The organism is Moorena sp. SIO3E8, from assembly GCF_010692445.1.
GTDB lineage: Bacteria > Cyanobacteriota > Cyanobacteriia > Cyanobacteriales > Coleofasciculaceae > Moorena > Moorena bouillonii.
The window spans coordinates 37,057-52,514 of sequence record NZ_JAAHHM010000045.1 but is presented as its reverse complement, the minus strand read 5'-3'; the positions used below and the strand labels follow the sequence as shown (position 1 = coordinate 52,514).

General features: G+C 44.4%; 11 protein-coding genes. 5 read left to right on the top strand and 6 right to left on the bottom strand.

Going from position 1 to position 15,458, the window contains the following annotated elements; translation table 11 throughout:
* Positions 1–159: 159 nt before the first annotated feature.
* A complete protein-coding gene (locus tag F6K46_RS19765; RefSeq protein WP_293059076.1) occupies positions 160–417 on the bottom strand; it encodes a hypothetical protein in 258 nt (85 codons plus the stop codon).
* An 819-nt stretch (positions 418–1,236) separates the two neighbouring features.
* Between F6K46_RS19765 and F6K46_RS19760 the strand changes: the two genes are divergently transcribed.
* Positions 1,237–4,359, top strand: coding sequence for a HEAT repeat domain-containing protein (locus F6K46_RS19760; protein WP_293059078.1), 3,123 nt, complete (start codon positions 1,237–1,239; stop codon positions 4,357–4,359).
* A 214-nt stretch (positions 4,360–4,573) separates the two neighbouring features.
* Positions 4,574–6,703: a DNA helicase RecQ gene (gene recQ / locus F6K46_RS19755; protein ID WP_293059080.1), complete on the top strand. Its 2,130-nt coding sequence runs from the start codon at positions 4,574–4,576 to the stop codon at positions 6,701–6,703.
* Positions 6,704–7,159: 456 nt separating this feature from the next.
* Here the strand turns inward: recQ and F6K46_RS19750 are convergent, their stop codons facing one another.
* Complete coding sequence (locus F6K46_RS19750; protein WP_070391622.1) at positions 7,160–7,357, bottom strand: helix-turn-helix transcriptional regulator; 198 nt, start codon at positions 7,355–7,357, stop codon at positions 7,160–7,162.
* Between the two features lie 817 nt (positions 7,358–8,174).
* On the opposite strand from F6K46_RS19750, the gene F6K46_RS19745 reads away from it, so the two are divergent.
* On the top strand, positions 8,175–8,543 hold the full coding sequence (locus F6K46_RS19745; protein ID WP_293059176.1) for a DUF29 domain-containing protein: 369 nt from the start codon (positions 8,175–8,177) through the stop codon (positions 8,541–8,543).
* A gap of 109 nt (positions 8,544–8,652) precedes the next feature.
* Here F6K46_RS19745 and F6K46_RS19740 read toward each other — a convergent pair whose 3' ends face one another.
* The 4 genes from F6K46_RS19740 to F6K46_RS19725 all read right to left on the bottom strand — a co-directional run bounded on the left by F6K46_RS19740 (position 8,653) and on the right by F6K46_RS19725 (position 13,865).
* Positions 8,653–9,360, bottom strand: coding sequence for a hypothetical protein (locus F6K46_RS19740; RefSeq protein WP_293059082.1), 708 nt, complete (start codon positions 9,358–9,360; stop codon positions 8,653–8,655).
* A gap of 472 nt (positions 9,361–9,832) precedes the next feature.
* Positions 9,833–12,115 (bottom strand): CHASE2 domain-containing protein, encoded by a 2,283-nt coding sequence (locus F6K46_RS19735; RefSeq protein ID WP_293059084.1) that lies wholly within the window; start codon positions 12,113–12,115, stop codon positions 9,833–9,835.
* A 137-nt stretch (positions 12,116–12,252) separates the two neighbouring features.
* Positions 12,253–13,167 (bottom strand): DUF1822 family protein, encoded by a 915-nt coding sequence (locus F6K46_RS19730; RefSeq protein ID WP_293059086.1) that lies wholly within the window; start codon positions 13,165–13,167, stop codon positions 12,253–12,255.
* Positions 13,164–13,865 (bottom strand): sigma-70 family RNA polymerase sigma factor, encoded by a 702-nt coding sequence (locus F6K46_RS19725; protein WP_293059087.1) that lies wholly within the window; start codon positions 13,863–13,865, stop codon positions 13,164–13,166. The genes F6K46_RS19730 and F6K46_RS19725 overlap by 4 nt, the downstream gene beginning before the upstream one ends.
* Before the next feature lie 441 nt (positions 13,866–14,306).
* On the opposite strand from F6K46_RS19725, the gene F6K46_RS19720 reads away from it, so the two are divergent.
* Positions 14,307–14,960, top strand: coding sequence for a helix-turn-helix transcriptional regulator (locus tag F6K46_RS19720; RefSeq protein WP_293117266.1), 654 nt, complete (start codon positions 14,307–14,309; stop codon positions 14,958–14,960).
* A 328-nt stretch (positions 14,961–15,288) separates the two neighbouring features.
* A complete protein-coding gene (locus F6K46_RS19715; RefSeq protein ID WP_293059091.1) occupies positions 15,289–15,426 on the top strand; it encodes a hypothetical protein in 138 nt (45 codons plus the stop codon).
* Positions 15,427–15,458: the final 32 nt, after the last annotated feature.

Sequence of the window (15,458 nt, the reverse complement as noted above, 5' to 3'; positions counted from 1 at the left end):
TCACCAAATCAACAACATACCAACTTAGGTTTTAGACTTTGGACGTCGTACTTTCTCCTGAGTTTTGACCTGTCGCCAGCGATGCAGCGCGGTCTTGGGGGTTTCCCCCATGAGCGACTGCATCAAGACAGGGATCCTAATCCCTGGCAAGTTGCTATCTTAATCTACTAACAGATGTCGAATCAATATACTGATCACCTCACCAGAATTTCCGATAGGTTGAGGAGTGCTCCACTCATGAACTTGTGCGTAGCCACGGCTATAAAGGTTATAGATTGTGACCCGCACAGTTTTGGGAGAACCGATCAATATATGTTTGATTTGCTTCCGTCCTGGCTGGGCTTGGCCAGATAATTCAGGGAGATTAGGATTGTTGGGATTATACTCAAAAGTTGGGAGAAAGTTTTCGATGTCCATAAGTTTTTTGTTGTTGTATTAGCGAACAGTTTTATGTTAAGATTTTATTCTTTATTTTGTCAAGTATTTTTTAAGTTTTTTTGTAATTAGTTTTTGATATTTTTAGGATTATTAAAAAAAAAAGCGATCGCGTAGCGTGACCAAAGGTCAATCGCTTTTAGCGTGGCCTACGGCCAATCGCGTAGCGTCATATTCGATTAATTTATTAGTTTTAAACTTATAATAAGCTGTTTAAGCATCATTTATTACTTAGTCAACATCATATTTTTTTTAATTAATACGGTAATTATGGTATAGTATTTGAGTTAGAGTTTAATTCTGGGATAGCATTTAATTTGATAGAATAATTATGTGTTCGAGTAGGAGATATTTCAGAGTATCGAACTTTCTCTCGCATTTACTAGATTGATCCCCCCCAGCCCCCCTTAGCTAAGGGGGGAGCCCGGAAATCTATCTGGAAAGTCCCCCTTATTAAGGGGGATAATGGGGGATCCAAATCCACGCAAAAAACCCGACTACCTGCTCCCTAATCCCTACTCAATGCTTCCTAAGGGGAGCCTGGAAATCTATCTGGAAAGTCCCCCTTATTAAGGGGGATAATGGGGGATCCAAACCCACGCAAAAAACCCGACTACCTGCTCCCTAATCCCTACTCAATGCTTCCTAAGGGGAGCCCATAAAACTATCTGGAAACTCCCCCTTATTAAGGGAAACGGGGGATCCAAACCCACGCAAAAAAACCGATTCCCGATTCCCGATTCCCGATTCCCGATTCCCTAAATTGCTATAATTAATATAATTAACGATAACTATAAACCAATGATAGAACCCTTGTCAGTATTAGCAGGTTGGGCAATCCCGAAAATAGGGGAATCGTTGTTAGAGATTGTTTCGGGACAAGGATGGGATAGCTTAAGTCAAGCTCTGAGTAAAAGCGATGTAGAGAAGGCAATCAAAGCGGGAGAAGCGGCAGTTAAGGAATGGGAAAAACAACGGGATCCGAGCCAGCGCTTATTTTTTCACGCTAGACCGGATGGCTGGAATGGAGTTAATAATTTTTTGCGCGACTATTTTACTCATTCAGCAGTTTTGGCGGAATTACAAAAACCGTTACTTAATCAAGGGAAGCCTGATCGAGAGATTTTAAGCACAGTATTTCAACAGCAAGCTGAAGCCCATACCATTAAACTGAATCACGACAGTCTCAAGCTTTGGGTGGAGACATTTATTAATGCTTATTTTGAGCAGACCGATACTTATCTAAAATTTCAGGTAGCTAAACAGGATTATTGTGACCAGTTAGCTAACTGGTTTGATGATGTTAAATTTGCTGGCATAGCTGTGCCTGGGCAAGAAGTAGAAAAATCCGAGAAGTTAGCGCAAATTTTTGTAATGCCAGATGTGGTGGAAGACCTATCAACTGCTGGCGCTTGGGAAAGGGATTGGTTAGCAGCCGGTAGTGGGGAAATGTCAGAAACAGCACTATTGGCAAAGACAACTGGCCGCATATTCTTGGCGGAGCAGTTATTGAGCCAAAGTCAGTCGAGACGAGTAGTGATATTGGGTGCGCCAGGCTCGGGAAAAACTACCTTGATGAGTTATTTTGCAGTAATGTTGGCTCAGCAAAATCCTGAGATTTTAGGATTAGATGGTGATACGGACTGGCTACCGATTTTAATTAGGATGCGAGATTTTGCGATAAATCTCGATAAAAGCCTGATCGACTATGCTCGGGTATTTGCTGAAAACACGATGTCAGTGAAACCGTTACCAGTGGGATTTTTTGAGCATTGGTTATCTGATGGTAGAGCGTTGATATTGCTCGATGGTTTGGATGAAGTCCCAGAAGACGCTAAACGGAATGATGTAGTCAGGCGCATCGAGAATTTTTTGGAACAGTTTGACAGAAATTGCGCGATTATTACATCTCGCCCTGCTGGTTATCGGCGCGACTTTTTCCGCACTGAGGAATTTCCCCACTATCAAATTGAACCCTTTGATGATATCAAGATTTCAGCATTTATTGATAACTGGTATAACAGTCGGTTTCAAGACCAAGCAGAAGCTGAAAGGCGCAAGCATAGTTTACGAAAGGCACTAGATGATAATGACCGGATTAAGCTATTGGCACGAAATCCGTTATTGTTGACAATCATTGCTTTAATTCATCGGTATCAAGCGGTTTTGCCCAAAGAACGGTTTGAGCTTTATAATTGCGCAGTCAAAACCTTGTTAACGTCTTGGGATGCTAACAAAGAAATCAGCAATCAGGGACTATTTAAGTATCTAGATTTATATGATTTGCGCCGATTGATGGAATTATTGGCTTATTGGATTCATACCCAGGGAAATGTTGAAGATAACGACAGTGGTACTTTGATAGACCGGGATGATTTGATTGATCAGTTGAGTCAGCAGATTAAAACCTTGAAGCAGGTGGAGTTGTATCAAGCTGAAGAAGAAGCAGAAGCATTTGTAACCTTGATTCGCGATCGCACTGGTTTGTTGAATGAGCAAGGGCAAAATTGTTATGGGTTTGTTCATAAGACGTTTCAGGAATATTTGTGTGCTGAAGAAATTGACTATCAGGCGGATAATGAGGGAGATTTTGAGATTGTTTTAAGTCAGATTCGGGAGCATTTGCATGACTCCCACTGGCGCGAGGTGTTACTATTGCTGATAGCGCAACAAAAACCGAAAAAGGCGGCGAGGGCGATTCGGACAGTTTTGACTAATAAGAGTAACTACGAGCAGTGGTTGCATCGGGATTTGTTGTTTGCTGGTAGTTGTTTAGCAGAAGACCCGAAGAATTTGCGTGGTGCTGATAGGAGCTTAGTGCAAGAGATTTTGGAGCGGTTGGTTGAGTTAGAAGTCAGTGGTGAGGATCGGGTTGGTGAGAAGATTCGCGAGCAGATTTTTCAGATAATTTGTAGTTTCTATGAAACAGATTTTAAATCACAGGTATTGGAATTGTTAGAACAGCAATCCCATCGAATTGATGAGTGGCGATTGCTTAACTATCGGGCTGAGTTAGGGGAAAAGGATCAGGTAATTACAACATTGCTGGCACGACTAAAGGATGATAATTCTGATGTGCGTAGGAATGCAGCCGATGCCTTGGGCGAATTGGGCAATAGCTCAGAAACTGTAATCAACGCCCTCTTAGCAAGGTTTCAGGATCAGAATTCTGATGTGCGTTGGAGGGCAGCCATAGCTTTGGGCAAATTGGGCAATAGCTCAAAAACCGTAGTCAAGTCCCTCCTAGCAAAGCTTCAGGATCCCGATGCTGGTGTGCGTGGCAGAGCAGCCGTGGCCTTGGGCAATTCGGACAACAGCTCAGAAACTGTAGTCAGCGCCCTTTTAGCAAAGCTTCAGGATCCCGATGCTGGTGTGCGTTCGGGGGCAGGCTATGGTTTAGGCAAATTGGGCAACAGTTCAGAAACCGTAGTAAATGCCCTCCTAGCACAGCTTCAGGATGATAATTCTCGTGTGCGTTCGGGGGCAGCCATAGCCTTGTGTAGTTTGGGCAACAGTTCAGAAACTTTAGTCAACGCCCTTCTAGCACAGCTTCAGGATCACAATTATCATGTACGTGGGTGGGCAGCCATAGCCTTGGGCAATTTGGGCAATAGCTCAGAAACCGTAGTCAACGCCCTTATAGCACAGCTTCAAGATGATGATTCTAGTGTACGTCGCTGGGCAGCCATAGCCTTGGGTAATTTGGGCAACAGCTCAGAAACGGTAGTCAACGCCCTCTTACCAAGGCTTCAGGATGAACATCTTTTTGTGCGTAGGGAAACAGCTTATGCCTTGGGCCAATTGGGCAAACCATCGAATCATGTTCTCCCTGTTGTGATTAAATGGATTGAACAACACCAGGATTCCGAGTATGTGGGCAGAGGTATTGATGCCCTGTGGGATTTAGTTGTAGGTGAGGAGTAGGGAATAGCACGTCTATGTTATAGTTTTTAAGGCTATGAATCTAATCAGATAAAACTTACGAAGTTTAGTTGGTTTTGCCCCCCTAACCCCCCAATACTGGGGGGAACAGATTCACGAAAGTCCCCCGAGCGAGCAATCCCTCGCTCGGGGGATTTAGGGGGCAATACGTAAGTCCTGTCACAAACACTGAAGCGATCGCAATCCCCTCACGACCATGGAACAGTCGCCATCCCTGGAACATGCCCTTAAACATTTCTTTGGTCACGACTGTTTCCGTCCAGGACAGCGACAGATTATTGAAGAGGCGCTGCAAAATCAGGATTTACTGATAATAATGCCCACTGGGGGTGGTAAATCCTTGTGTTATCAACTGCCAGCGCTACTGAAACCGGGCTTAACGGTTGTGGTATCTCCTCTGATTGCCTTGATGCAAGACCAAGTGACGTCTTTGGAAGATAATGGGATTGGGGCTACCTTTATCAATAGTACGTTGAGCTTCCAACAAATGCGATCGCGCGAAGCTGCTATCCTTCAGGGTCAGATAAAATTACTCTACGTATCACCGGAACGGTTACTAGCAGAACAGTTTATCCCATTTTTGGATAGAGTGCGATCGCAAATCGGTATTCCCACCTTTGCCATTGATGAAGCGCACTGTGTCTCACAATGGGGGCATGATTTCCGCCCAGAATACCGGCAACTAAAACTATTACGTCACCGCTATCCCCATAGCTCAGTGCTGGCCCTGACCGCTACTGCTACCAATCGAGTCCAACAGGACATTATCCAACAACTAGCATTGCGACAGCCCAAGGTTCACATCGCTAGTTTCAACCGTCCTAACCTTTACTACGACGTTCAACCAAAACAACGGCAAAGCTATAAACAGTTATTACAACACATCCGTTCTCACCAAGGTTCCGGTATTGTCTACTGTACGAGCCGCCGTTCTGTAGAGGAAGTAGCTTTCCGGTTAGAGAATGATGGCATTTCTGCCCTACCTTACCATGGCGGAATGACGGATAAGGCTAGGGCAACCAATCAAAATCGGTTTATCCGGGATGATGTGCGGGTAATCGTAGCTACCGTAGCCTTTGGCATGGGAATTAATAAGCCCGATGTACGGTTTGTGATTCACTACGATTTACCTCGTAACCTGGAAAGTTATTACCAGGAATCGGGACGAGCAGGACGGGATGGGGAACCAGCCACATGTACGGTTTTATTCAGCGCTAGTGATATCTCCAAACTTCATTATCTGATTGATCAAAAGCCCGATCCCAAGGAACAACGGATTGCCTATCAACAGTTAAATCAGATTGTTGACTACGCAGAAGGCACAGATTGTCGCCGCCGGATTTTGCTGGGGTACTTTGGTGAGCGGTTTCCAGGGAATTGTGACAAATGTGATAACTGTTGCTATCCTAAGCCAGTAGAAGATTGGACGATTGAAGCTCAAAAATTCCTCTCTTGTGTAGCCCGGTGTCGGGAACGGTTTGGCATGAACCACATTATTCAAGTGTTGCGGGGCTCAAAAAGTAAAAAAATTGAGCAATATGGCCATCACTTACTCTCTACTTATGGTATTGGTAAAGATAAAACTGCAGAGGCTTGGAAAATTCTAGTGCGATCGCTTTTGCACCAGGGATTAGTAGACCAAACCACCGATGGCTACTCTGTGCTGAAGCTCAATAAACTAAGTTGGGAAATCCTGCGCAAACAACGTTCTGTTTATGTTTCTATTCCCCAATCATCTGTAGAAAAAGCCTTAGGGGAAATTAACCCCAGAGCAGCTGAAGCGGAGCTGCTGCTAGATAAACTGCGAAAACTAAGGAAACAGCTAGCTGACCGTCAATCGATTCCGCCCTATGTAGTGTTTGCTGATTCTACACTGAAACTAATGGCACAGCTGAAACCCAAAACCTTAGAGCATTTTGCTAAACTTTCTGGTGTCACTCAGTATAAAGTTACTCAGTATGGCGAGCAATTTGTTTCAGAAATTAGGGCATTTTGTCAAGAGCAAAAACTACCAGAACCTCTGCCCTCCAGTACCTATATGAAAACCCTGCAATTCTATCAACAAGGGTTAAGTGTAGAGGAAATTGCTAAACAAAGAGGGTATACTACCAGGACTATAATAGATCATTTGAGCCAATTAATTGAAATGAATCAGCCAGTGGATTTAAAACGACTGGTACCATTGGAACACCATGAGCCTATTATCAAAGCAATTGAAAAAGTGGGTGATCAGTATCTGAAACAATTACGGGAATACTTAGGAGAACGTTACTCCTATGACGACATTAAACTAGTCCGTGCTTGGTGGCGACGGCAGGGTAATTGATATATAGCATTTCTCCCACTTACGAGGTACAGTCTTCTGTGATTAGTGATCCCTCCTAACCCCCCTGATCAACTCATAAGGGTAGGTTTTTAACAAAGACGTGAGGTGTGGGGTGTAGGGGGACCGGGTGTAGGGTGTAGGGGATAAGAAAGCGATGCATCGCTTCTTCGTTGTTTTCCTTTTCCTCTCCCTGTGATCCGCCCCCGACCGGTCGGGGATTGGGGGTGGGGCAGGACCCAAATGTAAAAAACCTACCCCTGTGAGCCCCTGATCAAGGGGGGGATCTGATTCCGTTAAAACGATCTTAAATATTGCATGCATGGCTATTGCCTTAAAAGGATAAGCTTTGTAGCTCACCAAAATAATAATTGCTATAGTTATTGCTATCCGCAGCACTAGAGATGATTATGAAATGATCGCACAATGCCATCCTGTGCTTTGGGTATACCCTAAAAGTTACTGGATCAGATCCTCAATTTTGAAGTCTAGAATATCACACAAGGCTTTGGTCTGTTCTGGATAGAGCTTAGGCTTGTGCCGATCCGCCTCCCAGTTAATCACTGTAGACTCTACCACATCACAGGCTCTGGCAACTTGTATGCGGGTTAAACCTAGACTTTCACGGCGTTCTCGTAGTTTTTTTCCTAGGGACATTACCTTCTCCGGTTGTCTTGTAGCAGTAGTTTACCTAAATTTATTTGACTATTTATAGTTTATATTATATAATATACTTTTGTGCAACACGCCAACTAAATTAATCCCAATGGTTTAAATTAGGATCATCAATGTAGGTGGGAAGTGTGGGAAGTGTGGGAAGTGTGGAAAATGTGGGAAGTGTGGGGAGATAGGGAGATAGGGAGATAGGGAGATAGGGAGATAGGGAGATAGGGAGATAGGGAGATGATATTATTGTTTAGTGGCTTAAGAATTGGGATTACCAAAAAATCAAAATCCCCGCTCTTACCAAAAAATCTGGGTCATTCCAAAAAATCTGGGTCATTAGCCCCGTCCTTCCAGGATGGCTTTGTGTTAATATAAAGACATAACCAAAAAAATAGTATCCTAGATGAACATGATCACAGAATAAGTAGACAGTGTAAAAAACCTGTTTTGAGATAAGCAGGTTGCACAATCAAGTCTAACGATTTGGAAGTCTATGAAAGTCTAAGATCCCTAAAAAAAATGTTTATCTTAATTTGTTAATTAGTTTAGGTACGGTGGGGTTAGAAGTTACCGTAAGAATAGTGGAGCCTTTATAGTTAGTCGGCTATGAGTAAAAAGTTTTAACCTTTTTGATTAAGGCTCCACTATTCTAAGGTTTCGTTTCCGGCACACCGAAACCTGGGTCATAGACCAAGTACGCTTGTGAAGAGGAGACCTCTATTTTTTCTGGCTCCGGCCTGGTTAAACAAGTCACCTCGTAGAAGCAAGAATCCCCGTCCTTCCAGGGCGGGGAGTGTCAATCAAGTGGATGTATCAACCAGGGAAAAGGAGCGATAGTTGCATCAATACTATCACTGAACAGCGTATCGCTTTGGAAGAACTGCTAGAAGATAGTCCTAGTTTGCGGTGCGACCCAAGGGCGATTTACTCGCCCATTGGAAAGCGCACCGTAGCGTTTTTGCCAGAGGTCTTTGAGCAATGTTATCAAAAAGCTCGAATTAAGGCAGCTCAGGAAACTGGGATTAAGTTGAGTACTTTTCCTTCTCAGTGTTCTTTTGCTCAGGAGGAGGTTTTGGAGGCTGGTTTTTTTCCAGAAGTGTTGAATCGGGAATCGGGAATCGGGAATCGGGAATCGGGAATCGGGAATCGGGAATCGGGAATAGGCAATAGACAATAGTTAATAGGGAATAGGAAGCAGCCATGTAGTCGCTACTCCCTATTCTCTAAAACCCAGGAAAAAAGTACTTTAAGGAATTTAAAACTGGTATACTTCAACTCAGTAACTACTATCTGCGGAAGGAACTGCCTCCATCTTTGCTGTCACCTACCGGTCCCTTGCCATCATTCGGTGGATTGTAATTGTTTAATGTATTCATACTCATGAAGGAAGTGCCTCCATCTTTGCTGTCACCTACCGGTCCCTTGCCATCATTCGGTGGATTGTAATTGTTTAATGTATTCACATTCATGAAGGAAGCGCCTCCATCTTTGCTGTCACCTACCGGTCCCTTGCCATCTTTGGGTGGATTGTAATTGTTTAATGTATTCATACTCATGAAGGAAGTGCCTCCATTTTTGCTATCACCTACCGGTCCCTTGCCATCATTCGGTGGTGTGAAAGCATTTACCATCGGTAGTTGTGATAGTTGTAGTTGTTTTGATGCTGATATTGGTAACAGTTGTGGGTTACTAAACTCAGGATTTTCATGGATTAGCTGGTACAATTTCCAGAGTGATCCGCCATTTTTGCTGTCACCAACAGGCCCCTTGCCATCATTCGGTGGTGTGTAATTCATTACTATCTGTATTTGTGATGATTCTGATAGTTGTTGGGAGTCTTGAGATGATGATTGCTGGTCAATCGGCTCAGAATTACTATGATTTGCTTGCTTGAATACCTTCACTATTGTTGCTGCTAATTGTTGCAAGCGCTGTCTTATGTTGATAGTGAAGGAAACTAGTGTTGTCCAAAGCTGCTTTAGCCAATTATTCATTTGATAATACACCTTTTATAGAAATTCACCAAACACCGACCCAGGCGGCGTTTTTTCATTGATACTTGTTACAGCGCCTCTCAAGCCAACTTTTCGCAGATGATCAGAAAAATTTTTTTTTTGAAGCAAAATTTGCTTAGCTATTCTAGTTTCCTTGGTGTTTGAGATCAGATCCGGATCCATTTGAGTTGTGAACGATTACCCTTAAGGAAAGGCGTTGCTGAATTAAGGAATGAATGCGCAATCATCTGGTGCATGTTAAAGCCCCCGTTGGTCCCCCAACTTTGGGGGACTTTGAACGTCTTATTCCCCCCAAAATTGGGGGGTTAGGGGGGCAAAACCATACCTAGAATCAGCAACGCCTAAGGAAAAGGCAAGAGGCAAGAAGCAAGAAGCAAGAGATAATCAGGTATATAGGGATTTTTGCTAAGGTCAAAAACTGTAATTATTGTTTCCAACTCAAATGGAAATGCTAGAGAATTCGTCCGAGAGCTGACGGAGTGATGGCTCCAAGTGTTGTCCTATAAACCACCACAATTACACTAGTGCCTACCAATGCTAAGGCTGATGGCAGCAGAGGTACCCATACTCCTAGAGTAAATAGACCAAAGCATAGGAGATATAAACCCCCTGTCGCTGTGATGGTAGCGAGTCCCCAATACAGTATTCGACCACAGCGCCAGGCAATGGTACCACCAATGATTGACCAACCCCAAACCCAGAACAGGTCTCCCCAGGGCGACCACACCGATAATAATGGACGCTCACCAAGAGCAGCACTGATCATCTGACTGACCATCTGGGCGTGAATAATTACCCCTGGCATTTCTTGGTATGGCCACTGGAGGGCACTGTAGGGGGTAGGATGGTAATCCTTGTGAATCTTTGCAGTTATTCCGATCAGAACTATTTTGTCTTTGACCCACTCTGGTTTGACCTTACCCTCTAGCAGCTCTGTGACAGTGACTCGTCGGGCGACAGTTTCCCGGTAATTGAGTAACACCTGGAACCCCCGATAATCACGATTGTGATAACCCCCAGCATTAGCTGACAAATCTCTTAATACAGTCTTACCCAAGCCTATTTTATTGATAGCAATGGTTTTTGCCTTGATTCCCTCTTGGGCTAAGTAATGCAATGCGACCCTAGCACTGAAGGAGTGGTCGGTGGCACAGGGGTCATCGTGGTAGGGATGCATAAATACAAGATGCCTACGGATAATGCCATCAGGGTCAGCCATGATATTGCTAAAACCAAGGCGGGATTCTGGTACCCCAGAGGGAGGTTTGATGCCTGAGTTTTCGGGGTTGTTAGCTACCCTAGCGCTACAAAGGGCAATGAATTTCTGATTTTGCTGTAACTGACGGCTCAATGCCTGGTGACCAGGTTCTCTAGGACGTTCGCGAAAGATATCTAAGCCAATCACTCGGGGTTGATTAGACTCTAGCTTGTCTAGGACTTCGGCTAGGGTTTGATCTGGGAGGGGATAGCCATAGCGGTTGATCTCGGCATCTGTGGCTTCAACCACCAGCAAACGGGAGTCTACCCCTGGATTAGGTCGCAGCCGCATCAGCTGGTCAAATGCCTTTAGTTCCCAAAGCTGAAGTATTCCCAGCTGCCGGATCACCATGACTAAAATGGTAACAACTACACTGAGGATCAGAGCCGATTGGAGCAGGTGGTGCTGGTGATTGCCACGCAACTGTTGCCAGGTTGGGGGTATGGTCGCAGGATTTTGACAAATCACTGGCAACCAACTGGCACAGGGACATTGATCTTCCAAACCTTGCAGTTTTTTCCGGGCTTCTTGCACTGCTAGATACAAGGATTTACCACTAGCAAAAGCTTTGATAAAATATTGCAAAAACTGCTGTGCTACGAGATCCGGTACGGGCTCCCGCATAATAATCATGTGGGGAATGTGCAGCTGTTCTAGCTCATTGGCTAATCCTAAGCCATCACAGGAATTAAAAATTGCTAGGGACAACCCCCTTTCTATGGCTTTTTTGAGGGCTTCTCTGAGTTCGTCAATGGTTAAGCTATCGGTCTGATTGATATGAATCCGACCTCTTCCTGCCTCGGTTTCACTATGACCTGCAAAAAACAAAATATCCCAAGGTTGCTCCCACAGGGTTTCGTTGAGCTTCTGCCGTGGTGGTTCTACTAGAAAGGTAATGTCTGCAAAGGGTAAATTCTCTAATAATTGTCGGTCTTGTTGGATATTAATCCCTTCGCTATTGCCCAGAATTGCTAGAATTCTAACGTTGTGTCGATCACGGCTGTGGTGCGATTTGCTTGGTTGTTGATACTCTGGAGTACTTAGGGCAATTTCTGCTTGGTGGTAACGCTCTAAAAATTCCCACTGATGCCAAGGAAGCTGCCTGAGCTGGGGATTTTTAGTACGAATCAGCACCCGGACTTCTTCGGTAATGCCCACTTTCTCTAGCCACTTTTCCCGCAGCGGACTAAATAACTCTGACTTGAGCCAGCGATTTAAGCGATCGCATAATCCCTGACTGTGGTTGTTGATGGAACCACCGATTGCCACTCGTTTAATTTTAATTTCTCGCAAAGAGCTCCCCAGACTGCGATAGCTTGACCGCCATTCGTGATAGTGGGTGACGATGTTAGGGGCTGCAGGCAATCTGCCAGTAAGTTCTGTTTCGGGACGTTCGCCTTCTGAGCCAATTTCCAGAGTGACTCGAAAACCTTCCTCAAAATCCCCATCCAGCTTAAGAGTTACTAGCTTTGCCATTGGCTTAGTTTTTTAACAGTTGACGGTTGACGGTTGACTGTCAACCGTCAAAAATCAGTATTTTGTCTGATGTTATTCCTAGTTATAGCGCGTACTGAATAGGGAACAGCGGATTTGGGAACAGCGAATTTGGGAATTCAGATCACAAACTCTTCGATCACACTGGCATTATCCAGAGCAACCTTGACACTGAAACGGTCTCCGGGTTCGCAACTAAAATCCAATTGAATGGCTTGATCCTGGTTTCTGGCTTGGGCATTGATCAGCATTTCTTGCTCCTCATCTAGCAAGAGCAACTGCAGATTGGGGGGTAGATAGGTTTGACCATTGATGGGATTGAGTTGTAGGAAAACATTCAGCTTTGTTTCGGATTCTGGGGTGAGCGCCACCACCAGAGCTACCCCTTGATTAGCTCCCCATTCAATCTGTTTACATCGCCTAATGGTCTGATCAGACTTGGTTCTAAAGGCGAAAGCTGGCTCAGCACCTTGGTTACCTAAAAGGGTTTCCACACTCTGCCAACCTGCTTCAAACATATGCTCCAACCATTGACTGAGTTGTGTCATAGGTTGGAATTGATCGAGGTAGGCTGGTAAATCTTTTAGCGATCGCAATTGGTGGATGACTAATTGACTAGTTTCCGAGGTTGGGGAAAATCCCAACAGCGTCGCTTCAGTATGGTCTTGATCAATCTCAACGACTACATAGCCAATCCGGTTAAATCTAACCTCTTGGGGAATGGGACAAGTCAAATCACCGGGTTTGACAGGCCGACATTCCAAGCGCCCCAAACCGGTTACCCTCAGGTCAGCCACATTTTCAGCCAAGCGCACTACTGAATTCCAGCTATCCCCTGCAGTTAGGTCAGTCGGAATACCCAGGATCCGTAAATAGTTATTCACAGCACACACCGCCAGGGTGTTGAGATAGACTTGTTCAGCCTTTTGCTGGTTGGGTTGGTAGTGAGCGAATTGCTCAGCTATCTCTAGCGCCGACAGGGTAATCGGCATTGGGATTGACCAATCTGCTAGCATGTTGGCGTTGTGTATCATGATTTTTTCCTAGGTTGGGGTTTTGTGGTGCTTTTCGAGCTACCAGTCTTTGAATCTTCTATATATCCCTCGCATACACCGAATTTTCGCAACAGGGGTAAGCATTTACGGTTATAGAATTTGGGCAAATCTTTAGCTTCTGGTGGGGTTAGTTTAAATTCTGCTGCAATGGTTTTCCAAGGCTGATCCGGAGGGAGTCGCCGCTCGATTAGGACTTGGGCATTAATCTCAGGGCGTTTCCTAAAGCAAGTCTGACGTAATACTCCGTCTGGGTCTTTTTTAACCCAATCCAAGGTTTTTTGCCATATTTTCATAACTGGCTGTAGATCAGGAGCAGCTGGTACCCTATCTACAGGGTCAATAGTTTTACCTTCCTCTGTGCTTAGGCCAGTAATTTGCCGCTTCTGTTGCCTATAGCCAGCATCTCGAAATCGTCTCAGTCGCTTTTTTAGTTCATCGTCGAGCCAAGTAATCACACCTTTGATAGTCGGGTCATACTCTTCAGGATGCCCACAGCAATATTCCCACATCTCTTGGAGAGCATCATTATAATATGAGGTATATTCTTTCCAGAGCTTGCCGGATTTCATCACTAGTAAATGTATCTCGCTCAGTTTTTGCCGACGTTCCAGACTTAATGGTGGATGATTACATGCTTCAGCAATCAGCTGACGGAGTATTCGATCTAGATTTTTCATCGGTAATGTCCCTGTTGTAAATGCGATCGCTTTTAGCGGCTCCTACGGAGCATCGCTTAGCGTGACCTACGGTCAATCGCGTTTAGTACGCATTAGTCTATCGATAGCGCTGATCACGTTAGTTGTTAGTAGTTTGTTTGTTTTTGGTAGATGCTTACACTAACCACTAACCTCTACTCCCCATGAAAAGCGCTACAAAGGGCAGCCCGAAGACTGGACTCAGTATTGACCATCCCTAGACATCTTAGGCATCAATGTTGGGGAATGGCAAAAGTCACCCAGTATGTATTTACACGAGTGATTGGGGGGTTTTTCGCAAAAAACCCCAAAAAAAATTTTTTGTCCGATTTTTTGCGAAAACCCTGGTTGAGAGGTGCTGTAACAAATGACTAAGCCAAGTGTGATTCAACAGGTGCGACAATCACGCGAATTTAATTCTTAATGGGTCAAAAGCACCATTACATTTCAAATCAAATCCAGTTAGTGGGTCAACAGACCATGTATACTCTCACCAACACTCTAGAAAAATCCGCTCCTCAGGTGCAACAGTTAGACAATGGTCTACTGCAAGGAGTACTAGAAGGTTTTATTGACGGTGTTTTAATTCTGAATACACAAGGAGAGTTGGTTCATAGCAATCAAACCGCTCGTGTTTTTTGTGAGCAACTTACACCGAACAGCAAACATCTTAAGGTGGTGCCTCAAGAAATCTGGCGTGTCTGCCAAGCCTTGAAAGACAGTGATGAATTCTATCCCCATCAATCTGTAATTATAGATTCAGAGATTACTACAAGTAACTCCACAACGTTTCGGATTCGGGCTAGATGGCTCAACCTGAGAATATCTGAGCAGCCTTATATTTTAGTTACCCTCGAAGACCAACGTCAATCCATTCATAGTATAGCCCTAGCTGAAGTTCATAAATATGGCTTAACTGCCCGTGAGGCAGAAGTCTGGTTACTGCGTCGAGTCAATTACTCCTACAAAGAGATTGCTACGGAACTGTTTGTTACTCTCAATACGGTGAAGAAGCACATGAAAAACATTCGTGCCAAGCAGCAAATGGCAATGATGATGGAAGAAATGGCTGCTTAGGGGCATAATTAGCAATTTGGAAGACAGACATTCTTGGTGACAAGTGACAAAATGCCCTGCCCATGGGCATTTTTTTTTATTAGTGCGTTCGCTCTTAGCGGAAGCGAAGCTTCATCGCGTAGCGTGGCCAACGGCCAATCGCGCTATAGGGTTTCCAAATGAGATGTAAACCTAATGAGGTATTTTTTCATTGTCAAATAACACTCCAAATCTCTTTACCATCTTGCCTTTTGCCTCTTGTGTGCAAGCCAATTACTGCCATACATATGTTTACAAATCATATAAAAACACGGTGATTCCGGTTGTCATAGTAATCGGTTAAACAAAATTGTTTCCCGATTCCCGATTCCCTACTCCCTACTCCCTACTCCCTACTCCCTACTCCCTACTCCCGATTCCCTACTCCCTACTCCCTACTCCCTACTCCCTACTCCCGATTCCCTACTCCCTACTCCCTATTCCCTAAAGATTTTGCCCCAAAAAATTTTTTCTGATTTT